This is a genomic window from Arthrobacter sp. ERGS1:01 (assembly GCF_001281315.1).
GTDB lineage: Bacteria > Actinomycetota > Actinomycetes > Actinomycetales > Micrococcaceae > Specibacter.
Genome location: NZ_CP012477.1, coordinates 143,078 through 168,769, shown reverse-complemented (window position 1 = coordinate 168,769; position 25,692 = coordinate 143,078). Strand labels below are relative to the sequence as shown.

General features: G+C 66.2%; 25 protein-coding genes. 8 read left to right on the top strand and 17 right to left on the bottom strand.

The window, feature by feature from the left end:
- Window positions 1–13: 13 nt before the first annotated feature.
- The 5 genes from ftsH to dacB all read right to left on the bottom strand — a co-directional run bounded on the left by ftsH (window position 14) and on the right by dacB (window position 6,665).
- Entirely contained in the window at window positions 14–2,092 is a 2,079-nt protein-coding gene (gene ftsH / locus AL755_RS00740; protein WP_082368779.1) for an ATP-dependent zinc metalloprotease FtsH, read from the bottom strand.
- Between the two features lie 238 nt (window positions 2,093–2,330).
- Window positions 2,331–2,882 carry a hypoxanthine phosphoribosyltransferase gene (gene hpt / locus AL755_RS00735; RefSeq protein ID WP_054009287.1) on the bottom strand — a complete coding sequence of 184 codons (552 nt, stop codon included), beginning with the start codon at window positions 2,880–2,882 and terminating at the stop codon, window positions 2,331–2,333.
- 52 nt (window positions 2,883–2,934) lie between these two features.
- Complete coding sequence (tilS, locus tag AL755_RS00730; protein WP_054009286.1) at window positions 2,935–4,026, bottom strand: tRNA lysidine(34) synthetase TilS; 1,092 nt, start codon at window positions 4,024–4,026, stop codon at window positions 2,935–2,937.
- The gene (locus AL755_RS00725; RefSeq protein ID WP_445290257.1) at window positions 4,027–5,172 is read right to left on the bottom strand and encodes a zinc-dependent metalloprotease; all 1,146 of its coding nucleotides are present in this window, start codon (window positions 5,170–5,172) and stop codon (window positions 4,027–4,029) included.
- Window positions 5,173–5,228: 56 nt separating this feature from the next.
- Window positions 5,229–6,665: a D-alanyl-D-alanine carboxypeptidase/D-alanyl-D-alanine endopeptidase gene (gene dacB, locus AL755_RS00720; RefSeq protein ID WP_082368778.1), complete on the bottom strand. Its 1,437-nt coding sequence runs from the start codon at window positions 6,663–6,665 to the stop codon at window positions 5,229–5,231.
- A 186-nt stretch (window positions 6,666–6,851) separates the two neighbouring features.
- Here dacB and AL755_RS00715 point away from each other — a divergent pair, with 186 nt between their 5' ends.
- Window positions 6,852–7,340, top strand: coding sequence for an inorganic diphosphatase (locus tag AL755_RS00715; RefSeq protein WP_054009283.1), 489 nt, complete (start codon window positions 6,852–6,854; stop codon window positions 7,338–7,340).
- Window positions 7,341–7,456: 116 nt separating this feature from the next.
- On the opposite strand, the gene AL755_RS24425 is transcribed toward AL755_RS00715, so the two are convergent.
- A protein-coding gene (locus AL755_RS24425) for an IS3 family transposase (RefSeq protein WP_445290182.1) occupies window positions 7,457–8,802 on the bottom strand; the annotation gives its coding sequence in 2 pieces (ribosomal slippage) (window positions 7,457–8,340 and window positions 8,340–8,802; 1,347 coding nt in all).
- Between the two features lie 646 nt (window positions 8,803–9,448).
- Here AL755_RS24425 and AL755_RS00700 point away from each other — a divergent pair.
- Window positions 9,449–10,426 carry a PrsW family glutamic-type intramembrane protease gene (locus AL755_RS00700; protein ID WP_082368777.1) on the top strand — a complete coding sequence of 326 codons (978 nt, stop codon included), beginning with the start codon at window positions 9,449–9,451 and terminating at the stop codon, window positions 10,424–10,426.
- Between the two features lie 15 nt (window positions 10,427–10,441).
- Here AL755_RS00700 and AL755_RS00695 read toward each other — a convergent pair whose 3' ends face one another.
- Window positions 10,442–10,867 (bottom strand): winged helix-turn-helix transcriptional regulator, encoded by a 426-nt coding sequence (locus AL755_RS00695; protein ID WP_337589545.1) that lies wholly within the window; start codon window positions 10,865–10,867, stop codon window positions 10,442–10,444.
- 127 nt (window positions 10,868–10,994) lie between these two features.
- Here AL755_RS00695 and AL755_RS00690 point away from each other — a divergent pair, with 127 nt between their 5' ends.
- On the top strand, window positions 10,995–11,354 hold the full coding sequence (locus AL755_RS00690; protein ID WP_054009280.1) for a DoxX family protein: 360 nt from the start codon (window positions 10,995–10,997) through the stop codon (window positions 11,352–11,354).
- A 26-nt stretch (window positions 11,355–11,380) separates the two neighbouring features.
- On the opposite strand, the gene AL755_RS00685 is transcribed toward AL755_RS00690, so the two are convergent.
- Window positions 11,381–12,244, bottom strand: a complete 864-nt coding sequence (locus tag AL755_RS00685) for an HAD family hydrolase (RefSeq protein WP_054009279.1) — start codon at window positions 12,242–12,244, stop codon at window positions 11,381–11,383.
- Between the two features lie 139 nt (window positions 12,245–12,383).
- Window positions 12,384–13,061, bottom strand: a complete 678-nt coding sequence (locus AL755_RS00680; RefSeq protein WP_237762438.1) for a TetR/AcrR family transcriptional regulator — start codon at window positions 13,059–13,061, stop codon at window positions 12,384–12,386.
- A gap of 88 nt (window positions 13,062–13,149) precedes the next feature.
- On the opposite strand from AL755_RS00680, the gene AL755_RS00675 reads away from it, so the two are divergent.
- Window positions 13,150–14,592 (top strand): MFS transporter, encoded by a 1,443-nt coding sequence (locus AL755_RS00675; protein ID WP_054009277.1) that lies wholly within the window; start codon window positions 13,150–13,152, stop codon window positions 14,590–14,592.
- Window positions 14,593–14,678: 86 nt separating this feature from the next.
- Here AL755_RS00675 and serS read toward each other — a convergent pair whose 3' ends face one another.
- On the bottom strand, window positions 14,679–15,956 hold the full coding sequence (gene serS / locus AL755_RS00670; protein WP_054009276.1) for a serine--tRNA ligase: 1,278 nt from the start codon (window positions 15,954–15,956) through the stop codon (window positions 14,679–14,681).
- Between the two features lie 113 nt (window positions 15,957–16,069).
- On the opposite strand from serS, the gene AL755_RS00665 reads away from it, so the two are divergent.
- Window positions 16,070–17,074, top strand: coding sequence for a diacylglycerol/lipid kinase family protein (locus AL755_RS00665; RefSeq protein ID WP_337589550.1), 1,005 nt, complete (start codon window positions 16,070–16,072; stop codon window positions 17,072–17,074).
- 16 nt (window positions 17,075–17,090) lie between these two features.
- Here AL755_RS00665 and AL755_RS23375 read toward each other — a convergent pair whose 3' ends face one another.
- The 3 genes from AL755_RS23375 to AL755_RS00655 form a co-directional block, all read right to left on the bottom strand.
- Window positions 17,091–17,264: a hypothetical protein gene (locus tag AL755_RS23375; protein WP_160318819.1), complete on the bottom strand. Its 174-nt coding sequence runs from the start codon at window positions 17,262–17,264 to the stop codon at window positions 17,091–17,093.
- A gap of 129 nt (window positions 17,265–17,393) precedes the next feature.
- The gene (gene pheA, locus AL755_RS00660) at window positions 17,394–18,335 is read right to left on the bottom strand and encodes a prephenate dehydratase (RefSeq protein ID WP_054009275.1); all 942 of its coding nucleotides are present in this window, start codon (window positions 18,333–18,335) and stop codon (window positions 17,394–17,396) included.
- Window positions 18,336–18,367: 32 nt separating this feature from the next.
- Entirely contained in the window at window positions 18,368–18,694 is a 327-nt protein-coding gene (locus tag AL755_RS00655; protein WP_054009274.1) for a rhodanese-like domain-containing protein, read from the bottom strand.
- A 229-nt stretch (window positions 18,695–18,923) separates the two neighbouring features.
- On the opposite strand from AL755_RS00655, the gene AL755_RS00650 reads away from it, so the two are divergent.
- A complete protein-coding gene (locus AL755_RS00650; RefSeq protein WP_445290302.1) occupies window positions 18,924–20,321 on the top strand; it encodes a peptide MFS transporter in 1,398 nt (465 codons plus the stop codon).
- Between the two features lie 103 nt (window positions 20,322–20,424).
- Here AL755_RS00650 and AL755_RS00645 read toward each other — a convergent pair whose 3' ends face one another.
- Window positions 20,425–21,009 (bottom strand): DUF4190 domain-containing protein, encoded by a 585-nt coding sequence (locus tag AL755_RS00645; protein WP_054009273.1) that lies wholly within the window; start codon window positions 21,007–21,009, stop codon window positions 20,425–20,427.
- A gap of 170 nt (window positions 21,010–21,179) precedes the next feature.
- On the opposite strand from AL755_RS00645, the gene pgm reads away from it, so the two are divergent.
- A complete protein-coding gene (pgm, locus tag AL755_RS00640) occupies window positions 21,180–22,823 on the top strand; it encodes a phosphoglucomutase (alpha-D-glucose-1,6-bisphosphate-dependent) (protein ID WP_192841603.1) in 1,644 nt (547 codons plus the stop codon).
- On the opposite strand, the gene AL755_RS00635 is transcribed toward pgm, so the two are convergent.
- Window positions 22,813–23,097, bottom strand: coding sequence for a YciI family protein (locus AL755_RS00635; protein ID WP_054009271.1), 285 nt, complete (start codon window positions 23,095–23,097; stop codon window positions 22,813–22,815). The two genes, pgm and AL755_RS00635, sit on opposite strands and share 11 nt — an antisense overlap.
- 9 nt (window positions 23,098–23,106) lie before the next feature.
- Window positions 23,107–24,042: a cation diffusion facilitator family transporter gene (locus AL755_RS00630; RefSeq protein ID WP_054009270.1), complete on the bottom strand. Its 936-nt coding sequence runs from the start codon at window positions 24,040–24,042 to the stop codon at window positions 23,107–23,109.
- A gap of 53 nt (window positions 24,043–24,095) precedes the next feature.
- On the opposite strand from AL755_RS00630, the gene AL755_RS00625 reads away from it, so the two are divergent.
- Window positions 24,096–24,410, top strand: a complete 315-nt coding sequence (locus AL755_RS00625) for an ArsR/SmtB family transcription factor (protein WP_054009269.1) — start codon at window positions 24,096–24,098, stop codon at window positions 24,408–24,410.
- A 12-nt stretch (window positions 24,411–24,422) separates the two neighbouring features.
- Here the strand turns inward: AL755_RS00625 and AL755_RS00620 are convergent, their stop codons facing one another.
- Complete coding sequence (locus tag AL755_RS00620) at window positions 24,423–25,277, bottom strand: class II glutamine amidotransferase (RefSeq protein WP_054009268.1); 855 nt, start codon at window positions 25,275–25,277, stop codon at window positions 24,423–24,425.
- Between the last annotated feature and the right edge of the window lie 415 nt (window positions 25,278–25,692).

The window sequence follows — 25,692 nt, the reverse complement described above, 5'->3', positions numbered from 1 at the left end:
GTGATCTTATCGGTTAGGAGGGCCGGCCCGGCAGCGCTTCGCCGTCTCCGCCGCCCAGGTCGATGCCCGGGGTGCGGTTTGGTGCGTCGACCTCACCCTGCAGGTGGGCGTTGGCCAGCTGGTCCTGCGGGGATACGGAGTCCGGTGCGGGCTCGCCCGCCGCCAGGGCGTCGCGGCGTTCCTTATCCGTGACCACGGGCGGCAGCGAGGAGACCGGGCGGGAGTCCTTGGACAGCCACACCTGGCGCTCGGCGGGCTTGCGGATGTCCTGGAAGATGACGGCGATTTCGGCTTGGTTCAGGGTTTCCCGTTCCAGCAGTTCCAGGGCCAGGCGGTCCAGGACGTCGCGGTTTTCAATCAGGACTTCGTAGGCGTCGTCGTGGGCGCGGTCGATCAGCTTGCGGATTTCCTCGTCGACGATCGCGGCGACCGATTCCGAGTAGTCGCGGTCGTGGCCGGCGCTGCCGCCCAGGAACGGCTCGCCCCCGGCTGCGCCCAGCTTCACGGCGCCAATACGCTCGCTCATGCCGTACTGGGTGACCATGGCGCGGGCCGTGCCGGTTGCCTTTTCAATGTCGTTGGAGGCGCCGGTGGAGGGGTCGTGGAACACGATCTCCTCGGCCACCCGGCCACCCATGGCGTAGGCCATCTGGTCGAGCAGCTCGTTGCGGGTCACCGAGTACTTGTCGTCCTCCGGGACCACCATGGTGTAACCCAGGGCGCGGCCGCGGGGCAGGATGGTGATCTTCGTGACCGGGGCCGTGTTGTGCATGGCCGCGGCCACGAGCGCGTGCCCGCCCTCGTGGTATGCGGTGATCTTGCGCTCGAGTTCCTTCATGACGCGGGTGCGCTTCTGCGGGCCGGCCATGACGCGGTCGATGGACTCGTCCAGGGCGCGGTCGTCGATGAGCTGGGCGTTGGAACGGGCCGTCAGCAGGGCGGCCTCGTTGAGCACGTTGGCAAGGTCGGCGCCCGTGTAACCTGGCGTCTTCTTGGCGACGGCGTTCAGGTCGACGCCGGGTGCCATGGGCTTGCCCTTGGCGTGGACCTTGAGGATTTGCTCGCGGCCCAGGCGGTCGGGGGCCTCGACGGGGATTTGGCGGTCAAAGCGGCCGGGGCGCAGCAGTGCCGGGTCCAGCACGTCGGGACGGTTCGTGGCGGCGATCAGGATGACGTTGGTTTTGACGTCAAAGCCGTCCATCTCCACGAGCAGCTGGTTAAGGGTCTGCTCGCGTTCGTCGTTGCCGCCGCCAATGCCGGCGCCGCGGTGGCGGCCGACGGCGTCGATCTCGTCAACGAAGATGATGGCCGGGGAGTTGGTCTTGGCCTGTTCAAACAGGTCGCGGACACGGGAGGCACCCACACCGACGAACATTTCGACGAAGTCGGAACCGGAGATGGAGTAGAACGGCACGCCGGCCTCGCCGGCCACGGCGCGGGCCAGCAGGGTCTTGCCGGTTCCGGGAGGGCCGTACAGCAGCACGCCCTTGGGGATCTTGGCGCCAACCGCGGTGAACTTGGCGGGGTCCTGCAGGAATTCCTTGATTTCGTGGAGCTCCTCCACGGCCTCGTCGGCACCGGCAACGTCGTTGAAGGTGACCTGCGGGTGGTCCTTGGTGATGAGCTTGGCCTTGGACTTGCCGAACTGCATGACCTTGGAACCGCCGCCCTGCATGCGGGAGAACAGGAACCAGAAGATCAGCCCGATGATGGCGAAGGGGATCAGCAGCGAGAGGATGCTCGACCAGAAGTTGTTCGACGCCGGTTGGTCGTCAAAGGACTTCAGGCCGGAGTTGTCGATGATGGTGACCATCGCATCGGATCGGTAGGCGCCGTAGTAGAACTGCACGTCGGTGCCGGCCTTCGTGCCGGACGCCGTCGTGTACGGGTCCTTCAGGGTCATGTCCACACGGCCCTCGGACCCGAACACCTTCGCGGAGACCACTTTGTCGCCCTTGAGCAGGGTCAGCGCCTCGGAGGTTTGGATGGTGGTCGGGCCGCCACCGGCCAGCGTCGCCAGTCCTGCGCCAATGAGCACCAGCACCACAATGATCCAGATCAACGGACCCTTGAAGAGTTTCTTCACATTCATGTGTTCGGGGCCAGGCCCCGTCCCTCCCGCTCAACCAATTTGAAAACTTTCATCCCGTGGCGGCGTCATGCCTGCGCAGACGCACCACCAGCGGTACAAGCTTTGCACCGTTTGTAGTGCAACACGCACGGGAACGCCCATTAGTTCCCTGTAGGCGGAAATCTTTACTTAAAGCACGAACGTACGCCCCCGCTCCCCGTGGCTTCAAGGGGCGGGAACGTACGGTGCGGCAAGGGCCTTATTCGTAAATGTGCGGTGCCAGCGTGCCAATGAAGTCCAGGTTGCGGTACTTCTCGGCGAAGTCCAGGCCGTAGCCGACCACGAATTCGTTGGGGATCTCATAGCCGACGTACTTGACGTCGATGTCGACCTTGGCGGCGTCGGGCTTGCGCAGCAGGGTGCAGATTTCCACCGAGGCCGGGCCGCGGGAGATCAGGTTGGCCTTGAGCCAGGACAGGGTCAGGCCGGAGTCGATGATGTCCTCGACGATCAGCACGTGCTTGCCCATCAGGTCGGTCTCGAGGTCCTTGAGGATCCGTACGACGCCGGAGGACTGGGTGCCCGAACCGTAGGAGGAAACTGCCATCCAGTCCATCGTGACGTGGCTGTGCAGGGCCCGGGACAGATCCGCCATGACCATGACGGCGCCCTTGAGGACGCCGACCAGCAGGACGTCGCGCCCCGCGTAGTCCGCATCGATCGCGGCAGCCAGTTCGGCGATGCGCGAGTCGATTTGTTCCTTGGTGTAGAGAACGTGCTTGAGATCGGCCTGGACGTCTTGTGAATCCACCAATGACTCCTGAATGTGAAGGACTTTTTGACTGGTTTGGTACAGGTGCAGCTTACGCGCTGCGTCTGAAGACAAGCTTCCCATAGCCTGCCCCGTCTTGGGGAACTCCAAGGCTGCGCGATATTCGGTACGCACTGACCTTTCCGGCCATTTGCACCGGCCCGGCGGAGCCCTTCCGCTCCAGCAGGGCCTGGGCGGAGGCGAGCCGTTCCTGGCTGGGCTGGTAGCCGCCAAGTTCGACGACGGACAGCGCCAACACGCGCATCCTCAGGGCCGGGGGCAGGAGCCGGAGCGCGTCGGCGTCGAGCCGGATTTCGTGCACGGGCCCCCCGTCTCCGGGGGCAACGGGCTCGGCAATGCGCCGATATTCGGCCCCGGCCAGCTCGTCCAGGAGGTCGGCGTCCTGGCCAAGGATCATGGCGGTGCGGGCCAGCGATTCGCGCACACCGGGCCCCAGTTCGGCGGCAAGGAACGGCAGCACGTTCTGCCGCACACGCACCCGCAGGTAGGCGTCGTCGGAGTTGGCCGGGTCATGCCAGGGGTCAAGGTCCAGGGCCTCGCATATGGCCAATGTCTCATCCCTGCGCAGGCCCAGGAAGGGCCGTGCGTAGAGTTCGCGGCGCGGGCGCATGCCGGCCAGCGAGCGGGTGCCGGAGCCGCGGGCCAGGCCCAGGAGCACCGATTCGGCCTGGTCGTCCAGGGTGTGGCCCAGCAGCACGGTCTGTGCGTCGAGGTCCCGGGCCGCGGCGTCGAGGGCGCCAAAGCGGGCGGCGCGGGCCGCGGCCTCCGGGCCGCCGCCGTCGTGCTTGAGGTCGACCGTGCGGACCTGAACGGGGTCCAGTCCAAGGCCGCGCAGCTTGGCGGCGGTCCGGGCGGCGACCTCGGCGCTGCCCTCCTGCATTTGGTGGTCGACCACCACGGCGCCGACCCGGATTTCCCCGCGGGTGGCGAAGAAGGCGGTGACGGCGGCCAGGGCCAGCGAATCGGGGCCACCGCTGCAGCCCACCAGCACCAGCGGCGGGTTGTCCACGGGGCGGTACTTGCCGGTGCTGGTGAGCCCCAGCAGGGATGCGACCATGGCGCGGGCCTTGCCCACTGTCGGGTCGAGGCGGCGCCGGGGCTGGTGGTTGGCTGCCGACGTCATTTACAGGCCCATCCGGTCAACCCACAGGCGGGCGTTGTGGATTTCCGCCTCGGTGGGGAGGTTTTCGGCACGGGTCCAAACGGTGTTGAACCCTTCCATGCCGACGATCGCCACGGCGTCGCGGACAAATTTGGCCCCGTCACTGTACTGGCGCATTTTTGCGTCGAGTCCCATCAGGTTGCGAATGAACTTTTCCAGGACGCCGCGCTCTTTGCCCCTGTTGTTGAAGCGCTGGCGGATGGTGCGCACGGTGGGCACGATCGAGGGATCCACGCCGTCCATGACGACGTTTGCGTGGCCCTCCAACAGGCTCATGACGGCGGTGACCCGGGACAGCGCCGCCTTTTGTTCCGGGTCCTGGAGCAGGTCAAGGACGCCGCCGCGGCTGGGTGTGCCGTCGCCGGCGGCCTTGCGCCCGCCCACCGACTTGGCGGCCTGCATCAGCCGTTCGCCTAGTTTGTCGGTGTCGCCCACCAGCAGCCCGCCCAGTTTTTCGATCTCGGAGAGCATGTGGTGGCGCAGCCACGGGGCCGCCGCGAATTGCACGCGGTGGGTTTGTTCGTGCAGGCACACCCACAGCCGGAAGTCGTCGGTGTCAACCTTCAGTTCGCGTTCCACCGTGATGATGTTCGGGGCCACCAGCAGCAGCCGCCCGCCGGTGGCCTGCGCGCGGCCGGCCGCGTCGGGGGAAAGGGAGGCAAAGGGGTCGTACTGGCCCAGGACCTTGCTGGAGAGGAAGGCCAGGGCGGCACCGAGTTGGGCGCCCGTCACGGTGGCGCTCACGGCCGAGTTGGCGGGCGTCCCGGCCGTCCGGTTCGCGGCCGCTTTTGCGGCAAGGGCGCCCATGATGGGGTCCATCATGACGGCAAAACTTTGCGTGTTGGCCTTCGCCCACGACGCCCTGTCCACCACCAGCACCTCGGAGTCGCGCAGGTCGCGTGCGGCCTCGAGCTTGCTGATCTGGTGCACGTGGTGCACCGATTTGTCGGCCATGAGGCGCAGGTTTTCCACGGCGCGGGAGATCTCCGCCGCCTTCAGTGCTGGGCCCGCCGGGGCCAGGTTTGCGGCCGTTTTGGCGGCCAAATCCCAATTGACCATGCTGGCGGGAGTGGACGGTGCGGCGGTGTCGCTGCTCTGCTGGCTCATGAAAACCATCAGATCACATTTAGCTGGCAGCTTTCCGCGCGGGGCCGCAGCGGCGTTCAGCTTTTCGCGAGGACTGCCGCGGCGGCGTCGATGACGGGGGTTGCCGATCCCGGGCCCGCCGTGAGCTTGTTGCCGATGATGGAGAACACCAGCAGGCGCCCCTGGGCGTTGATGACGTATCCGGAGAGCGCGGAGACCTGGTTCAGCGTGCCCGTCTTGGCCCGGACCAGGCCCGCGGCGGCCTGCGCGTTGGGGCTGGCGAAGCGGTTGTCGAGTGTTCCGGTGAGCCCGGCAATGGGGAACCCCGGCAGGGCCGCCCCGACCTCCTGGTCGGAATGGGCCACGATGTAGGACACCACTTGCGCGAGCTGGTGGGCGCTGATCAGGTTGCCGCGCCCCAGGCCGCAGTTGTCCACCGAGGTGGCGCCGTCCAGCGGCAGGCCCAGCCCGGCCAGCACCTGGCGGACCGCGGTGACGGCACCCGAATTTGTCGCCTCCAGGTTTTCCCGGGCGGCCACCAGGCGGGCCATGACCTCGGCAACATAGTTGTCCGACTCCACCAGCAGGTATTGCACCTGCTCCGCCACGGTGGCGGAGCTGACGGAGGCGAGCACCGTCCCGGGCGCGGTTTTTGCCGTGCCTGCTGCGGGGGTTTCCGGGGCCTTGGCGCGGGCGATTTCCCCCGCTGTGTTGATGCCGGCCGCATGCAGGGCGTCGGTGAACGCGTCGGCCACGGCCAGGGCCGAATCCGCGGGGCGGGGTGCGGCCGCGGCGACGGGGGCGCTGCGGCCACCGTAGAGGGCCATGGGGTAGATCGGGGCGATTTCCCCCACCTCGACGTCGCCGGAGTCCCAGTGCGGGTTCAGCGCCGGGCCGGTGAACAGGGTGTCGTCAACGGAGATCGTGACAGGGCCCTTGACGCCGGCCTTGGCCAGGGCGGTCGCTGTGTCCTTGGCCAGCGTGGCCAGCCCGGCGTGTCCCATGACAGCATTCGGATCGCTGTCGCCGGGGGTCAGCATGGAATCGCCGCCAGCCTTCAGGACCAGGGTGTTCGGGTTTGCCCCGGCAACCACCGACGTGCTCAGCCGGGTCGCGGGGCCGAGAGTCTTAAGCGCCGCCACGGCCGTGAGGAGTTTCAGGTTCGACGCCGGCGCGCGCAGTTCGTCGCCGTCGTCGGAATAGAGTGCCTTGCCCGTGGACGCATCGGCAACATAGGCACTGAACTGGCCGGCGCCGTCGAACGCCAGGGCCGCAGCCATGTCCGCCGCCAGCGTTCCCGCCTTGGGCAGCGGGGCATCGGCCGCGGGCGGGGCAATGCCGGTGAGCGTGGACAGCGTGCGCGGAGCCAGTTGGGCGGCCGGTGTAGCGGCGACGACGGCGGCTGGATCCTTGGGCAGCAGGGCCGGCACAAGGTTGATTCCGGCCGGCACCGTGACGGCGGCCAGGGCCAGGATGAGCAAACCGCTCGTCACGACTTTTGACGTGCGTCCCATGGTGGCGGCAATTCCTTTACGGCGATGCGGCCCGGCACGGAAAAACACGTTCGGGCGGCAGGGAACCCGCAACGGATGACACGGGTGGGTTTTTAGCGCGACAAAAGCGCCTATATCCTCATACTAGACGGAAATTACGCGATCGGCCGTGTCGGGCCGCGCACACCCCCTCATGAGGAGCATCAGATGAAGCACGACGTCACCATCGAGATCCCCCGCGGATCACGCGTCAAGTACGAGGTCGACCACGAGACCGGCCGTGTCCGCCTGGACCGCGTGCTGTTCACGTCCATGCAGTACCCCACGCACTACGGTTTCTTCGACAACACCCTGGGCGAAGACGGCGACCCGCTGGACGCCCTGGTCTGGTACCCCGACGTGGACCTGTTCCCCGGCATCGTGATGGATGCCCGCCCCATCGCCATCTTCAACATGGAGGACGAGTCCGGTGGAGACGCCAAGCTGGTCTGCGTGCCCGCCGACAAGCGCTTCGACCACATCCAGGAAGCCGGTGACCTCGATCCCTTCCTGATCAAGGAGATCGAGCACTTCTTCACCACGTACAAGGACCTGGAGCCCAACAAGTGGGTCAAGGCCGACGGCTGGGCCGACCGCGCCGCCGCCGAAGCCGAGCTGGAAGCCTCCATCAAGCGCTTCGAGGCCGAGGGCCACTAGTCCCCAGCTCCTCCCCAATCCCGTCTCGCTAGAGCGAGCCGAGATTGGGGCCCCTCGGAGCTGTGGGCCCAACAGTTTGAACTGGTCCCCGAATGTTGGACTTGGTAAATAAGAGTCTAGGTAGCGAGTGCCTGGGCCCGGTATTCCATCGGGCTCAGGCACTCGAGTGTTAACGAGATGCGGTCTTTGTTGTACCAGCGGATGTAGTCCTCGAGTTCAGTGATGAAGCTTTCGGGGCTGGTGTGTTCTTGGTGGTGGAACATCTCTTCTTTTAAGTGTCCGAAGAAGTTCTCCATCACTGAGTTATCCAGGCAATTGCCCTTGCGGGACATCGATTGGGTCATGCCGGCGTTGCTGAGCAGCTTCTGCCAGCTGGCGTGTTGGTACTGGAATCCTTGGTCCGAGTGCACCATTGGTGCCTCACCCGGTCCCAGAGTGCTGATCGCCTCGCTGAGCGATCGGTTGGTGAAGGCCGTGTTGGGCGACTCGGAGACCGCGAAGGAGACCACGGAGCGGTCGAACAGGTCCATGACCGGGGAGAGGTAGACCTTGCGGTCCGCGACCTTGAACTCGGTCACATCGGTCACCCACGTCAGGTTCGGTGCCGCGGTGACGAACTGGCGCTTGAGTAGGTTTTCAGCGATCTTGCCGACCTGGCCCTTGTAGGAGGAATACCTGCGGCGACTGCTGCGGACCTTGCAGACCAGATTCTCGGCGCGCATCAGCTTTAACACGGTCTTCTTCGCCACCTGCCATCCCTGGCGGCGCAGGAACGCATGGATGCGTCGGTGCCCGTAGCGGCCCTTGGCCTCGGTGAAGACCTCGTGGATCCGGGCACGGAGTTCTGCGTGCCGGTCAGGGGCCGTGAGCGCGGCCTGGCGGTGGAAGAACGTAGAGCGGGGCAGCCCGGCCGCGGCCAGGAGCAGGGGCAAGGGGTGAGAGGCCCTGAGGGCGATCACGGCGCTAACCTTCAACGCGGTGGTTGGTTCCTCAGGGCCCGTACTTTTTTTAGGTAGGCATTCTCGGCCTGCAACCGCTGGTTCTCAAGGCGCAGCTTCTCAAGCTCGCTAACCTCGGTAGGCAATTGGTCCACGGCGGTGTGTGGGCGGCCCCTCGGCCGGGGCTTGAGAGCGTCCTCACCGTCCTGGCGATACCGCCGAACCCAGCTTTGAACGAGTTTCGGCGAACTCAAGTGATACAACTGGGCCAGTTCCGTCGATGTTGCTTCAGCAGCGAGGAACTGACGAACCACCTTGATCTTGAACTCAAATGAATACGCTGGCACAGCCGGTCGTCTATCCAAAGCGGCCCTACCCCAAATCTTGAAACGTTGCTCCAAGCGCTTACAGGCATCCCTGCTGACCTGCAGCCGAGAAGAAACCGCACCATAGCCGAAGCCTTCCTCGAACAACCCTATGGCAGCAACCCGCTGCCGAGCACTCAACGAACTCCGCGAATCCATAAAAAACTCCCCGAAAGTAAGGAACCGAATTAATCAGTCCAACTTTCGGGGAGCAGTTCAAGTTCGGTGATCGAGCTTGTCGAGGTCCTTCCGGATCCGGCCGTGGGTGGGCCCAAAAGTTCGGTGATCGAGCTTGTCGAGGTCCTTCCGGATCCGGAAATGCCTGGGCCCAACATTTCGCAGCCCTGTTCGCAATAGCCTCCTCCCTCGGGAGGGGGCTATTGCCATTTCCGTGCCTGCAACATTGTTTCTTCCGAAAATGGCGTCACGATCCGGCGAAACGCTCTCTCATATACCCGTGGGAGGGTTTCGATCCTCGGCCCCGTTGGGTCATTCCCTGCCGCCGGCTTGATTTATCCGCCGCGGAACAAGGAAACGAGCGGAACGCCTCCCATGCTTCAGCACCGACCGGCCGCCCCCCAGATGCCGCGGGAGGTCCTGGAGCCGCACGGGCAGTCGAAGGAGCTGAGACCTCCCTTTCCTGCCTGTGCCACGAAGGAAGCCGGCCCGTTCCCGCACCCCCACCGGCGGGAGCGGGCCCGGCCCCTCGGGCGGGTTGACGCCGTGCCGCCCGCCCCGAAGACTGGTTGCACCGGAACACCGCCCACCGCACCGGACAGGGCCCGGGATGAGGGGACAACAGAATATGAGCACCATTGCGGCGCCACCCGCGGCCCTAGCGCACCATCACCGGCACGGCTGGTGGTGGAAGGCCCTGCTGACAGGACTTGTCCTCTGGGGGCTGACCGTGTGGGTCACGGCCGTGACCATGAACAGCAACCTGATTCCCACACTCATCCTGCTGGGCAGCTTCCTGGTGCCGTTCTGCGTCGTGTTGTTTGTCCTTGAACGCATCGTCGGCAACGTCACCACCCTCCAGGTGATCCTGGCCTTCCTGGTCGGCGGGATCTGCGGAGTCCTGGGCGCATCACTGCTGGAAGCCGACCTGCCGGCGAATGTCTTCACCTACGTTGGCGTGGGATTCATCGAGGAATTCGTCAAGGGCGCCATCCTCGTCATCATCGGCTGGAAGGTGCTGCCGAAAACCGCCAGGCAGGGCGCCCTGCTCGGGGCCGCCGTCGGCGCCGGGTTCGCCGCGTTTGAATCGGCCGGCTATGCGTTCAACGCCGTCATCACGGCAGAGGGCTTTGACCTGGGCACCATGTTGCAGACGGAGGCCCTGCGCGCCATCCTTACGCCCGTTGGCCACGTGCTGTGGACGGCAATCCTTGGCGCAGTCCTGTTCGGTGCCGCCCGCGGGCGCGCCCGGTACAGGTTCAGCTTCACCATCATCGCCGCCTATGTGGTGGTGGCCCTGTTGCACGGGCTGTGGGATTCCATGAGCGGCATCACTTCCCTGGTGGCCCTGCTGCTGACCGGGACCACCATCTCCGACATGCGATTCGGCTTCATCCCGGCCAGTTCCCAGGCGGCCGCCGCGCCCTTGGGGTCGGTCCTTTACGTGGTGGGGGTGGCCCTCACGGCAGTGGCCGGGATCCTGGTGCTGTGGACGGTCCTGCGGCGCCACGCCAAGGCCGCCCGGGTGCTCGCCGCCGGTACGGTCGCCGTCGAACCGGCTCCGTCGCCGTCTCAGCCCACTACGCAGCCGCCCTGGACGTCATAAACCAGGCGTGGTGAGCTAGGCGCCGGGGCCGTCATATGTTGCCCGTGCGTCGAGGATCGAACGGTGGTTGTCCGCTGCCCAGCCCACGAGGGTGATGACCGGCTCGGACAGGGAGCGGCCCAGCGGGGTTACCGCGTACTCGACCCGCGGCGGGATCTCCGCGTAGCTTTTTCGTGAGACGAGCCCGTCACGTTCCAGGCTGCGCAGCGTCTGGGTGAGCATCCGGTGCGAGATTCCGTCGACGCTGCGTTGAATTTCGGTAAACCGCAACGGTCCGTCATGCAGGAGCCCAATGACCAGCAGGCTCCACTTGTCTCCGACGCGGGCAAGGACCTCGCGGATCACCCGGCTGGCGGGGTTCTCCACGCTGCACATCGCGGCACCTTCGGTGTCGCCGTGCACGTGGATGGGTTCGGGTGTTTGTTCAAGACCGCTTTGCATGTCCATTCCTCTCCAATACGCACCTAAAGGTGCGTGACGAAGCAAAAAGTGCGTCCCCCTTGAATGGAATACTCTAACATCTGGTGCGTTATGCACTATAAGTAACTAACGAGTTTGGAGTATATATATGTTGATCGCCCTTTGGATCGTCACCGGTATCCTTGCAGCCCTCTTCGCCATGGCGGGATCCATGAAAGTCATCACGCCCTACGGTGACGTGCGCGAGAAGATGGAGTGGGTGGAGGCGATCAACGCCGGGCAATTGAAGACGATCGGCGCGCTCGAGGTGCTCGGTGCCGCCGGCATGATCCTGCCGGCCGCGACGGGAATCGCGCCCTGGCTTACGCCCGTGGCCGCTGTTGCGCTTCTCGCCATGATGGTCGTTGCGGTGGCCCTGCACCTGCGCCGGAAGGAACCGTTCCTCCCCAGCTTGATCCTCGGCGTCGTCGCCCTGGTCGTGGCCGTCGGTTGGGTCGCATTCGCCTGATTTGCCCGAAAACGGGTGGGGGAACGTCAGCCGAGCAGGCTGCGCAGGACCGCCGCGGCGCCGTCGTCGTACACGGAGGTGGTGACCTCGTCGGCAACAGCCTTGACGTCGGCCTCGGCCTGGCCCATGGCGACGCCGCGCCCGGCCCAGCGGAGCATCTGGATGTCATTGCTTCCGTCGCCGATCGCCACGGTCCGGGGCTGCGCAACGCCCAGGCGGGCACGCAGCTTTTCCAGGGCGGTGGCCTTCGTGACGCCGGCAGCGGCAATGTCCAGCCAGGCGCTCCAGCCGACGGCGTAGGTCACCCCTTGCAGCCCGGCCGCGGAGATGGCGGCGGAGAATTCCTCCATGCTGGCCTCGGCGCTGTTGACCACCACGCGCACGGCGTTGGCCTCCAGGAGGTGGTGGAAGTCCACTTCGCGGGCCTCGATGCCAAAGCTCGCGTCCTGGAAGCGGGAGGTGGCCAGGAAGTTCCCGTCCGCGTCCTCCAATGCGAACCGAGCCCCGGAGATTTTCTCGCGCAGCGTGGTCAGTGCGTCCCGGGGGCTGAAGGTGACCCGGTCGATGATTTCGTAGCCGCGCTCCAGTGCGGGGTCCAGGCGCAGGGTGACGCCGCCGTTGGAGCAGACGGCGTAGCCGCGCTCCAGGCCGATCATCTCCACGATCGGCAAGACGGCGCCCAGTGAGCGGCCCGTGGCGATGATGACCTCGTGCCCGGCGTTGACCACGGCGCGGGTGGTGGCGCGGACGGCGTCGCTCATGATGCCGTCGTGGTCCACCAGCGTGCCGTCGACGTCAAGGGCCACCAGGTAGCGGTTGAAAGTGGTGATTTGTGCGGATGTTGCCCGGTCGTCGATGCCGGGTCCTGCCATATTCGTTGTCATAGTCATATCTCCAGTGAAGCATCAAGGGTTGGACCCAGTCTGCCAAACAGCTGCGGGAACCATGAACATTCGGTGAACGGAGCGCGCCAACGCACGGCAGCCGGCGCACGTCCGGCAGCGCTCAAAAACAAGCCGCGGCAGCGACTCAGCGGAAGGCGGCCTCGGCCCGGCTGGCGTCCAGCACCATGGACAGCTTGGCCCTGAGCGTGCATTCAAGGAGCTCGTCGGCGCCGGCGTCCTGCCCGTAAAGCTCAGGCAGGCGCAGGCTGATCAGCGTGTTCATGAGCATGCCCTGGGCCAGGAAGTCGCGGGCGGCGTCGGCGTCCATGCCGGCCTCCTCGCGGATGAGCGCGAACATCGCCAAGAAACCGTCGCGGGAGCGCGGGCCGATCACGGGTTCATGGCCGGCCACGAACGACTGCATGAGCATCATGAGGATGCCGCGGTCCTCAATCAGGTCCACATACGTCACCGCCATGAAGTACTTCAGGTGGTCCTCGCGGCGGGTGCCCGCGGCGGGGTCCATGGCCGCGACCTGCTCGGCCAGCTCGCCGGCGTCGTAGGCGGCGATGACGGCGCGGAAGGCGTCGAGCACGGTGCCCAGGGCCCGGTCGAAGGCCTCCAGGAACAGTTGTTCCTTGCTGCCGAACATGCGCACCACATAGGGCTGGCTGATGCCGGCGGCCCGGGCAATCTGGTCTGTGGTGGCACCGGCGTAGCCCCGTTGGGCGAACACGCCGGTGGCCGCCTCGAGGATGAGCCCGCGGCGCTCGGCGGCCGGGATGCGGGTTGCCGGGGTAACTTCGCTAGTTTTCTTCACCACACTTGACATGTTATCAGTTGATAACTAAATTTGCAGGCGTAGTAATCATTCGATTACCACAACGCTCGAGGAAACGTCTGGAACCATCATGAAAAAGCCCATTCCCGTCTGGCTGGCCGTCCTGGCCGCCTCACTGCCCGTGTTCATGGCCACCCTGGACAACCTGGTGGTCACCAACGCCCTGCCGGTCCTCCACGAAAAATTGGGTGCCAGCGTCGAACAGCTGCAATGGGTGGTCAACGCCTACACGCTGAGCTTTGCCACCTTCATGCTGCTGGCCGTGGGCCTCGGCGACAGGTTTGGCCGGCGCCGCGTCTTTCTGGCCGGGCTTGCCATTTTCACCCTGGCGTCGGCCGCGGCCGCCCTCAGCTCCGATCCCACCCAACTCATTGCCGCCCGGGCCGTGCAGGGTGTAGGCTCGGCGGCCCTGATGCCGCTGTCCCTGACGCTGCTGGTGGGCTCCGTCAGCGCCGCGCGCCGGCCCCTGGCCATCGGCATCTGGGGCGGCGTCTCCGGATTGGGTGTTGCCCTGGGCCCGCTGATTGGCGGGGCCGTGGTGCAGGGCTGGAACTGGGAGGCCATCTTCTGGCTGAACGTGCCGGTGGGAATCGTGTCGATGCCGCTGGTGTTCCTGGCCCTGCCGAACAGCTTTGGCGCCCGCGTCCGGGCCGATGTCGCCGGGCTGCTGCTTTCCGGCGTTGGCCTGCTGGCCGTGGTGTTTGGCATTGTGCGCGGGAACGACGCCGGCTGGTCAAGTCCCGAGGTGCTGGCGGCCCTGGTGGGCGGCGGGGCCCTGCTCGTGGCGTTCGTGGTGTGGGAAACCCGGGCCGCCGCTCCCCTGCTGCCGCTTCGGCTGTTCCGCGACCGTAGTTTCACGGTGGCGAACATTGTGGGCATCACCTTCAGCTTCGGCATCTTCGGCTCGGTGTTCATCCTGATCCAGTTCCTGCAGGTGGTGCAGGGTCACAGCCCGCTGGAGGCCGGCGTCATGACGATGCCGTGGACGCTGGCCCCCATGTTCGTGGCTCCCCTGGCCGGCATGCTTGCCCCGCGCCTGGGCACCCGCACCCTCATGATCACCGGCCTGGCGTTGCTCACGGCGGGAATCTTCTGGCTCGCGGCCGTCATGACCGCCACGGTCGCCTACCAGGACCTGGTGCCCGGCTTCCTCGCCGCGGGCATCGGCATGGGCCTGGTGTTCGCTCCCATGTCGACGGCCGTGCTGGCCAATATGCACCACGACGACCACGCCAAGGCCTCCGGCGCCAACTCAACCCTGCGCGAGGTGGGTGTGGCGCTCGGCGTTGCCGTGCTGACTGCGGTCTTCACGGGCGCCGGCGGACAGTTGACGCCCACCGGATACGTCGGCGCGGCCATCCCGGCCATCTATGTGGGAGCCTCGGTCCTGGCCGTCGCCACGGTGGCCGCATTCTGGCTGCCGTCCCGGAGCCGGGCCCGCACCGTTGCCGCGGCGATCGCAGCGGAGGCGGCGCCGGCGTCGGACTTTTCCACAGAAAAGGCAAACGCCTAGGTAAACACCCACAGCGTTATGCACACTGTGGATGTTTACCCAGGCGTTACCCGGGCGTCACCCGCCAAGCGGGTGCCGGCCCTGGATTAGAGGACCGGGAAGACTTCCATGCCGCCCAGGTACTTGCGCAGTGCCACCGGAACGTTGACGGAACCGTCGGCGTTCTGGTGGTGTTCCAGGATGGCCACGATCCAGCGGGTGGTGGCCAGTGTTCCGTTGAGGGTGGCGACGGCGCGGGTGCCGCCCTTGCCGCCGTCCTCGGCGACAACGCGCTCACGGATGTTCAGGCGGCGCGCCTGGTAGGTGGTGCAGTTGGAGGTGGACGTCAGCTCGCGGTAGGCGTCCTGCGTGGGCACCCAGGCCTCGCAGTCGAACTTGCGGGCCGCGGAGCCGCCAAGATCGCCGGCGGCCGTATCGATGACGCGGTACGGCAGTTCCACCTTGGCCAGCATTTCCTCTTCCCAGGCGAGCAGCCGCTGGTGTTCCTCGGCCGCCTTCTCGGGCGTGGTGTAGACGAACATCTCCACCTTGTTGAACTGGTGGACACGGATGATGCCGCGGGTGTCCTTGCCGTGCGAACCGGCCTCGCGGCGGTAGCAGGAGGACCAGCCGGCGTAGCGGATGGGCTCGTTGACGTCGATGATCTCGTTGCCGTGGTAGCCGGCCAAGGCCACCTCGGAGGTGCCCACCAGGTAGAGGTCGTCCTCGGCCAGGCGGTAGATTTCGGCGTCGTGCGCCACGTCGAAGCCGGTGCCGGCCATGGTTTCGGGCAGCACCAGGGTGGGGGTGATCATGGGGACGAACCCGGCCTCGATGGCCTGGTCCATGGCCATCTGCAGCAACGCCATTTCCAGGCGAGCGCCAACACCCTTGAGGAAGTAGAAGCGTGAACCGGAGACCTTCGCCCCGCGTTCCATGTCGATGGCACCGATCAGTTCACCGATTTCCAGGTGGTCCTTCGGGGTGAAGTCGGGGAATGCGCGCGGCGTGCCGACGGTCTTGACCACGATGAAGTCGTCCTCGCCGCCCTCGGGGACGCCATCGGAAATCAGGTTGGGCAGGGCGCGCACCAGGGCGTCCTGTTCGGCACTGGCGGCGTCGGAGGCGGCCGAGGCGGCCTTGACCTGTTGTGCCAGTTCCTTGACCTCGGCCAGCAGGGCCTGCTTTTCCTCGCCCTTGGCGGCGGCCACCTTCTTGCCGAAGGCGTTTTGCTCGGCGCGCAGGGCCTCAAAGGAGCTGATCGCGGACTTCCTGGCGGCGTCGGCGGCGATGATGGAGTCCACCACGGACGAGTCGGCTCCGCGGGCACTTTGGCTGGCGCGGTATTTGGCAGGATTTTCGCAGAGGTCTCTTACATCGATCACGCCCTAAGCCTATCCAATCAATCCAAGTCGAACGGCTATGGTTGTGTAATCATGCCAACTGAAGTCCTTATCGCCGTCATAGCGCTCATTTTCCTGCTCGCTGTCGTCTTTAGCTGGCTGGGGGTGCGCAAGCTCGCCCAAAAGCACACGCGCAGTGCCGTGGCCGAGTCCCGCACAAGATCCACGCGGCCGCCCAACGGGTTGCGTTCATCTACAACCCCACGAAGAACGGTGCCGAGGCGGCCAAGACGCTGCTGCTGCGCTCCACCTCCGTGGCGGGCTGGCCGGAGCCGATTTTCCTTGAGACGACGGCCGCGGACCCGGGGTACGCCATGGCGCGGGCCGCGCTCGACGCGAAGGTCGACGTCGTCATCGTGGGCGGCGGCGACGGCACGGTTCGCGCCGTCTCACAGACCCTGCGCCGCACCGAGGTGCCGCTGGCGATCATCCCGCTGGGCACGGGAAACCTGCTGGCCCGCAACCTTGACCTGGACGTCAACGACATTGCCGCCAACGTCCAGGTGGCGTTGTTCGGCCACCAGCGGCACATCGACGCCGGGCTGATGGAGCTCGAGAACGAGGTCACCGGCGCCGTGTCCGTGCAGTCCTTCATGGTCATTGCGGGCCTGGGCATGGACGCCGAGGTCATGAACGACACCAACTCGAAGCTGAAGGAGCACGTGGGCTGGCTCGCCTACAGTGAGGCCGGGCTGCGGCACATGGCCGGGCGGCGCAAGAAGGTCAGCATCGCCCTGGACGATCAACCCGCCCAGCAGCGCAAGGTCCGTTCGGTCCTGTTCGCCAACTGCGGGCTGTTGCCGGGCGGCATCGACTTTGTGCCCTCCGCCATGATCGACGACGGCGTCCTGGACGTGGTGGTGGTGAGCCCGCGCAGCGCCCTGGGCTGGATGGCGATGGCCGGAAAAGTGGTGTTCCAGCACAAGAACCACCTGCCGGTCATTGACTTTTACCGGTCCCAAAACCTGGTGATCCGCACGGTGCTGCCGGTGGAAACCCAGGTCGACGGCGACCCCTGCGGCACGGCGACCGTGGTGCGGGTGTCCGTGGAGCCGAAGGCCGTGCTGGTGCGCGTGGCCGCGCCGAACACCCCGGCGTAAGGGCCCCTGCCGGCTGCTAGTCGTCTTCCTGCCGATGCGACTGTTCGTTGATCAGCCGCTGCTCCTCGTCAAAACGCAACTCGTTCGCGTCGTCGCCTTCGTCCCCCACGGAGGTGTCGCGACCCTCATCCCTGCCCGGATTGACGATCGTGCCTTCCTGGCTGCTGTCCTTGGCTCCATGCGGGTCCATTCTCAGTCGCCTCCTTGCCTTGCCTCGTGGGAAGAATCCCTCCGCTCACGCCGTTCGGCGTGTGGATATGCAAAGCATAGGCTTGCACCGCCCGCACGGATAGAGCCTGCGGAAAAGCCGTTACGGCGTTTAGCCCAGCAGCGACTCAACCCACGCGGCCGCCTCGCCGAAGGCGCCGTCGGAATTGTAGGAACGGATGATCGGCGGCTGCTTGTCCGCCCGCGGGTACGACCCCAGGAAGCGCATTTCCGGGCTGACCCGGTGCAGGCCGCGGAGCGCGTCGGCCACGCGGGCATCACGAATATGCCCGTCCACGTCCACGCTGAAGATGTAGTGGCCCAGGAATTGGCCGGTGGGCCGGGACTCGATCCGGTTCAGGTTCACGCCCCTGCTGGCAAACTGCTCCAGGATCGCCATGAGCGCGCCCGGGTGGTCCTCCGGCAGCGGGATGGCCAGCGTGGTTTTGTCCGCGCCGGTGGGTTCGGGCAGGTGGCCGGGCTTGCCCACCAGCACAAAACGGGTGACGGCGCCCAGGTTGTCCTCGATGCCGGCGGCGAGGATGCTCAGCCCCGTCTGCTCGGCCACGAGGGGCGCACAGACGGCGGCCTGGAACGCCGGTTCGTCGCCCAACAATTCGTGGGCGGCGGCCGCCGTCGAATTGGCCGGCACGTAGGCGGCGTGGGGAAGGTGGTCCTGGAACCAGTCCCGGGTCTGCGCCCAGGCGTGCGGGTGCGTGCCCACGTGCGTGATGTCCGCCAGGGTTACGCCCGCGGGGGCCACCAGGACGAAGCTGACGGGCACCACCACCTCGTGCAGGATCCGCAGTTCCAAGCCGTTCGAAATGGCGTCGAGGGTGGCCGGAACACCGCCCTCGATGGAATTTTCGATGGGCAGCATGGCGGCCCGGGCCGCGCCCGAGCGCACCTTGGCCAGCGCGGCGGCGGCGTTGGTGGAGGGGATCCGCTCCGCATCCGCGGCGCCGGGAACCTGCAGCAGGGCGGATTCGGTGAACGTCCCCTCCGGTCCCAGGAAGGTGTAGGGCAGGGAGGAGGTGCCGGGCTCGGAAGTCATGGGGTGCCTGTCGGGAGAGGGGAGGTGGGGGACTACAGGACGCGCGGGGTTTCGCCGTTTTCGGCGACCATGGGCTTGTCGGCCTCGAACCAGGCACCCATGCCGCCCACCACGTTAAACGCGGTGTAGCCGTTCTCGGTGAGCCAGGCGGTGGCACGGAAGGAGCGCCCGCCGGTGCGGCAAATGACGTTGAGGTCGGCGTCCGGGTCAAGGTCGTCGAGGCGCGCGGGCAGTTGTTCCAGCGGGATGTGCAGGGCGCCGTCAACATGCCCGGCCTCCCACTCGTAGTCTTCGCGGACATCCAGGATCACGGCGTCATCGGCCAACTCGGCAACGGTAACGTTCATGATGTCGCTCATGGGGGTTTCTCCTGTGCAAAAGGGGGCTGCTTTTAAGCTCAAGCGTAGTCGCTGCGAGCCACGCGGATGCCGGGAAAGCACCCCGCGAACGCGCAGCCGGCCAGCTCCCAATGTGACGTCCCACGTCATAAATGCGAAAATTGGTCCTGTGAGCTTACAAAAGAGTCCGGCGCCTGACGCTGCGGCCACCCAAAACCACCGCGACACCTCGTTCTTCGGACAGCCCAAGATGCTGCTGAACCTCTTCAGCGTCGAGCTCTGGGAACGCTTTTCCTTCTACGGCATGCAGGGCATCCTCGCCTACTACATGTACTATTCCGTCACCGAGGGCGGCCTGGGCATTGAGACCGGCACCGCGCTGGGGATTGTCGGCGCCTATGGCGGCGGCGTGTACCTCTCCACGATCCTGGGCGCCTGGGTGGCCGACAGGCTCCTGGGCTCCGAAAAGGTGCTCTTCTACAGCGCCATCCTGATCATGGCCGGCCACCTCTCACTGGCCCTGATCCCCGGCGCGGCGGGCCTGGCCATTGGCCTGATCCTGATCGGCGTCGGCTCCGGCGGGCTGAAGGCCAACGCCACCTCACTGGTGGGAACGCTCTACGCCAAGGACGACGAACGCCGCGACGCCGGCTTCTCCATCTTCTACATGGGCATCAACATCGGCGGCCTTGTCGGCCCGCTGGCCACCGGCTGGCTGCAGGTCACCTGGGGCTTCCACGTCGGCTTCGCCGCCGCCGCCGTCGGCATGGCACTGGGCCTGCTCCAGTACGGCCTGACCCGCAAGAACCTGCCGGAATCCGCCCACCTGATCCCGAACCCGCTGCCGGCCAAGAGCTACGGCAAGGTCGGCGCCCTCGCCGGTGCCGCCGTCGTACTCATCGTTGCCGCGGTGGTCCTGAAGCTCATCACCGCCGAGAACCTCAAATGGATCATCGTGACCGTGGTCATCCTCGCCACGATCGCCTACTTTGCCGTGATCCTGGCCAACAAGACCGTGACCGGCGTGGACCGCAGCCGCGTGTACTCGTTCATTCCGCTGTTCATTGCCAGCGCCGTGTTCTGGTCCCTGTTCCAGCAGCAGTTCACCGTAGTGGCACTGTATGCGGACAAGCGCCTGGACCGGAACGTGTTTGGCTGGGAAATGCCGGCCAGCTGGGTGACGTCCATCAACCCCGTCTTCATCATCATCCTGGCCGGCGTGTTCGCGGCGGTCTGGACCAAGTGGGGCGCCCGCCAGCCCGGCACACCGGTGAAGTTCGCCGTGTCGCTGATGGTCATGGGCCTGGCCTACCTGGCGTTCATCCCGTTTGCCGGCATGGCCGCCGTGCCGATGCTGGCCATCGTGGTCATCCTGCTGCTGTTCACGGTGGCCGAGCTCATGCTCTCCCCCGTGGGCCTTTCGCTGGCCACCAAGCTGGCGCCGGCCGCGTTCAAGACCCAGATGGTGGCACTGTTCTTCCTGTCCGTCTCCCTGGGCACGGCCATGTCCGGCGTACTGGCCCAGTGGTACGACCCCGCCAACGAGTCCCCGTACTTCATGGTGATCGGCCTCGTCTCGATTGGCTTCGGCGTGCTGCTGCTGGTGGGCCAAAAGCCCATCAAGAAGCTCATGGCCGGGGTGCTCTAGGCCCTTAAGGCAAGCACTTAAAGCACGACGGCGGCACCTTTCCTTTCGCGTGAGCGAAGGGTTGGGTGCCGCCGGACGTTAAGGCAGCTTTCGGCTTGCTTTTCTAGCGCCGGGCCGACCAGGTGGCTTCCGAGCCATTGGAGAAGTCACCCATGGTCATCAGGGCGAAGATCACGAAGGCGTAGATGCCGATGTAGATCAGCAGGGCCAGGTAGTTGGTGATCAGTCCCGTGATGGAGAAGGGGTTGCCCTGCGGGCTTTCCTTCTTCAATGCCACATGGCCCAGCACGATTCCGACGATCTGCGGAATGATGAGCCATCCGGCGAGGAACAGTGACCCCAGGCCGATGATCATGCTGGCCAGGCTCAGGCCGCGGGGACCGCTCGTGGCGTCAACATAGCCCGGACCGCCCTGGTAGTAGGTGGGTGCGGCGAACTGTGGCGCGGTGAACTGGCCGGTCTGCGGGGCGCTGTACGGGTTCTGGCCATAGGGGTTCTGGCCGTAGGGGCTTTGCCCGTAGTTCTGGGCGGCGTTTTGCCCATAGGCGTTTTGCCCGTAGGGGTTCTGGCCGCCTGCCGGGTTTTCACTGCCGGCCGGCGGTGTTGCGGGCTGCGGCGCATAGCTCGGGGGTGTGTGGTCCGGCGGTGTTCCGGAGTATTGCTGCGGCTGATCCGGTTGATTGGACACTGCTGGCTCCTGCGCGAGGGACCCCATTCATGAAGGGTCAAGGGGAAAGGGGGAATCGTGCCTCCCATCGTAGTCCAGCATGCGGCCATCCCCGCGGACTTGCGGCCCCAAACGGTCCACACTGTGACAATCGTGTGCGGCGGCGTCCCCGCTCTGGCATGCTGGGTGGCATGGCTAGCCGCGCGGGCACTGTTGCCCTTCCCCAGGACCTTGTTGACCTCACAGCGTTGATTGACGCCTACTACGATCTCACCCCGGATTTAGCCGACCCCGCCCAGCGCGTGGCCTTCGGCACCTCCGGGCACCGGGGTTCGTCATTGAAGTCCTCCTTCAACGAGGGCCACATCGCCGCCATCACCCAGGCCATCATTGAATACCGTGCCGGGCAGGGCATTACGGGCCCGTTGTTCATGGGCAAGGACACGCACGGGCTGAGCGAACCGGCCCAGAATACGGCCCTTGAGGTGCTGGCCGGCAACGGCGTTCAGGTGCTCATCGACGCCCGGCACGGCTTCACGCCCACCCCCGCCGTGTCGCACGCGATCCTCAGCTACAACAAGGGCCGCAGCACGGACCTCTCCGACGGCATCGTGGTGACGCCCTCGCATAACCCGCCCGGCGACGGCGGCTTCAAGTACAACCCCCCGCACGGCGGCCCGGCCGATTCGGACGCCACGGGCTGGATTGCCAACCGCGCCAACGAACTCCTGGAGGGTGGACTGCGTGGCGTGCGCCGGCTTCCGCTTGCCGAGGCGCTTACCGCCCCGTCCACGGGCAAGTTCGACTTCCTTTCCAGCTACGTTGACGACCTGCCGTCGGTGCTGGACCTTGACGCGATTCGCGCCGCCGGCATCCGGATCGGCGCCGACCCCATGGGCGGGGCCTCCGTTGACTACTGGGGCGAGATCGGCGAACGCCACAACCTGGACTTGACCGTCGTCAACCCCACGGTGGACCCCCAGTGGGCGTTCATGACCCTTGACTGGGACGAGAAGATCCGCATGGACTGCTCGTCGCCGTCGGCCATGGCCTCGCTGATCAACAAGCTGGCGGACGGCGCACCCTACGACATTGCCACCGGCAACGACGCCGACGCCGACCGCCACGGCATCGTCACCCCGGACGCCGGGCTGATGAACCCGAACCATTACCTGGCAGTCGCCATCCAGTATCTCTACACGAACCGTTCACAGTGGCCGGCCACGGCGGGCGTGGGCAAGACCCTGGTGTCCTCCTCGATCATCGACCGGGTGGCCGCCGATCTTGGCCGGAAACTGGTGGAAGTACCGGTGGGCTTCAAGTGGTTCGTGCCCGGGCTGCTCTCCGGCGAGGGCGTGTTTGGCGGCGAGGAGTCCGCCGGCGCATCGTTCGTGAAGAAGGACGGCTCCGTCTGGACCACCGACAAGGACGGCATCCTGATGGCCCTGCTGGCCTCGGAAATCACCGCGGTGACCGGCAAGTCCCCGTCCCAGCACTATGGTGAGCTGACCGCCCGCTTTGGGGCGCCGTCGTACGCGCGCATCGACGCGGCCGCCACCCGGGAGCAAAAGGCCGCGCTGGGCAAGCTCTCCGCCGCCGACGTCACGGCCACGACCCTGGCCGGCGAGGCCATCACGGCCAAGCTGACCGAGGCGCCCGGCAACGGCGCGGCCATTGGCGGGCTGAAGGTGACCACGGAAAACGCGTGGTTCGCCGCCCGTCCCTCCGGCACCGAGGACGTGTACAAGATCTACGCCGAGTCCTTCAAGGGGGCCGAGCACCTGGCGCAGGTCCAGGCCGAGGCGAAGGCGCTGGTGGACGGCGTTATTTCGTAGCGCCCGTGAACGTCAGCGGATCCCATTCGCGGATCCCGCTGGCGTCAACCACGCCTTCCTGCACAAACGGGTCGCCGGCGAGGAATTCCTCGGCGGCGGCCCTGCTCGTGAAAATGCACATGGCGCCGTTCGTTTCGGGCGCGTCGAACGTGCCGATCCCGATGATCTTGCCCAGGGCGCCCTGTTCGTTGACGTAGGCCAGGTGCCGCGAATAGACCTCGGCGACCTTGCCGAATCCGGTGGGGCTGGGAGAGTAGAACGCCACATATTGCATGCTTGAATCCTAGTGGTGCGCCCCGGGCTCGTGCTCGGCGTGGCCCACGGGCTCCAGCTGGAACGTGGAGTGTTCGATGCTGATGTCGAAGTGCCCGGCCACGCATTTTTGCAGGGCGTCGAGCATGGTGGGGGCGTGGCCGTCGTGGAAGCAGCCCTCGTCCACCACCACGTGGGCCGACAGGATGGGCAGCCCGGTGGCGATTTGGCTCGCGTGGAGGTCGTGGACCCCGTGCACGTGGTCCAGTTCCATGATGTGTTCGCGCACCTTGGCCAGGTCCAGCCCGGCGGGCGTGGATTCGAGCAGCACGCCGATGGTTTCCAGCAGGAGTTTGACGGTGCGCGGGAGGATCAGCGCGCCAATGAGCATGGCCACCACGGCGTCGGCCTGCACCCAGCCGGTGGTGGTGATGATGATCGCCGCGATGATGACGGCCACCGAGCCGAGGGCGTCGTTCATGACCTCCAGGAACGCGGCGCGCATGTTGAAGTTCTTGCTGCGCCCGCCCAGCAGGACAAACAGCGAGATCACGTTGCCCACCAGGCCGACGACGCCAAAAATGATCATCTCCTGCGAGGCGATGTCCGCCGGATGGAACAGCCGCTGCACGCCTTCCACCAAAACCACCAGCCCGACGGCGAGAAGTATGGCGGCCTGCGCGGTTGCGGCCAGGACCTCCGCACGGGCAAAGCCCCAGGTGCGCCGGTTGGTGGAGGGCCGGGCCATGAGCCGGGCTGCGACGAGGGCCATGGCCAGGCCGCCGGCGTCCGTGAGTACGTGGGCGGAGTCGAAGAGCAGCGCCAGTGAGCCCGTCAGCCAGGAGCCGATGAGCTGGACCACGAAGACGGCCAGGGTGATGCCCAGCGCGACGGCAATGCGTCCCTGGTGGCTTTCCCCGGGTGCGCCCGCGTGCGAGTGGCCGTGTGAGTGATCGTGTCCCGACATGCCTCAATAGTACATCGATTGCTGAATCCATCAAAAGGTGTACCATATTGAGAATGAAGCCCATTAGCAACGCGGCGGTCCTGGCCCGGTTTGGCTACGCCATCTCGGACCCCACCCGGGCGCAAATCCTCATGGAACTGGCCATCACCCCGAGCTACCCGGCCGCACTGGCCCAAAAGCTGGACGTGTCCCGCCAGAGCATGTCCAACCATCTTTCCTGCCTGCGCGACTGTGGGCTGGCCGTGGCCGTCCAGGAAGGCCGCCGCTCGCGCTACGAGCTGGCCCACCCGGCCCTGGCCCACGCACTCAACGACCTGCTCGGCGTCGTCCTGCAGGTGAACCCGGAGCACAACGCCGGGCACCCCTAGGGCGCCCGCGGCTCAGGTGCCCGGCGGGGTCGCTTGGGGCTCCACCACAAGCACCCGGGCTGGGGATTGCGTCACCGGGCGGCTGCTGCTGACGTTGAGGTCGGCATCAATGTGCAGCAGCTCCCCCGGCGCCAACAACCGCCAGCCGGGATCGTGGTCCATGCGCTCCGTGGCGATGACCACCGATCCCCGCCCCGCCAATTCCCGGCTGTGCGCGTGGATTCGGCCACTCTCGGCCTTCAATGGCAGGCCCCTGCGATGCCCGCCGGGCGCCCGCTCGAGGACATAGAGTTCGTGGGTCGCCGGGTACCGCACGGCCCACATGTCGGTGGCCGACGCGAGAATGAAGTTGAGGCTGTAGACCGGCAGGTTTTCCGCAATCCAGGCCAGGGCGGCGGAGATTCCGGCGTGCAGATCGCCGTCGTGGCGCCTGGTCTCCACGGTGATCAGGGCAAACAGCCGTTCACTGTCGGTCTGCCCCCGGACCAGGTCCGCGCCGCCAAGCCCGGCCAGCCGCGCGTCGAGCTTCTCCAACTCACCGAACGCGCCGTTATGGGCAAAGATCCGCCCATCCTGCTCAAAGGGGTGCGTATTCTCCAGGGTATGCGCGCCCGTGGTGGCGTACCTGACGTGGGCCACGAACGTCCGGCTCTTGAGCTCCCGGGCCGCCGTGGCGAATTCCGGGTCCGCAAAGGCCGCGAGCGGCTGCTTGGTAATTTCCGGCTCGCCGTCTGCGGTGAACACGCCAATGCCCGTGCCGTCCGGCTCCCGCCGGCTCTGCAGGGCCAGGCTGTCCGGAGCCTTGAGCAGCCAGAATGTTGCCTTGACCGGGTCCGGCCCGGCGTGGAGTCCAAACAAACGGCACATGCGCCACCCCGCTCCGATCCGACTCATAAGCCGCGGACGGATACGCGCCACGGGATGCCGGACCTAGTGCGATCCTAGCGTCCGGACCGAGCGGTGGAACACTCCTTCACAATCACGGCAAACCCAAAAAGTTAGCTTAAGCTAACCTAAGTAAACTTGTTCCTCGCGAGAACACCTGCCCAGGCCTGCCGGATCCCCGGCACGCCCATCTTCCGTGCACTGCGCCGGAATCAACCACTGGGACAACAGAATGACACTTATGCACTACACCCATGCCGTTTTGGCGGCCGCCGGCATTGCCGTCATGGTCCTGCTGTTCTGGGCGTCCACGCGGGTGTCCGCCCGTCGCGCCACGGCCTGACCCGCCAGTTCCACGGAGCACCAGATCCGGCTGCCGGCGATGCCACCAGGGGAT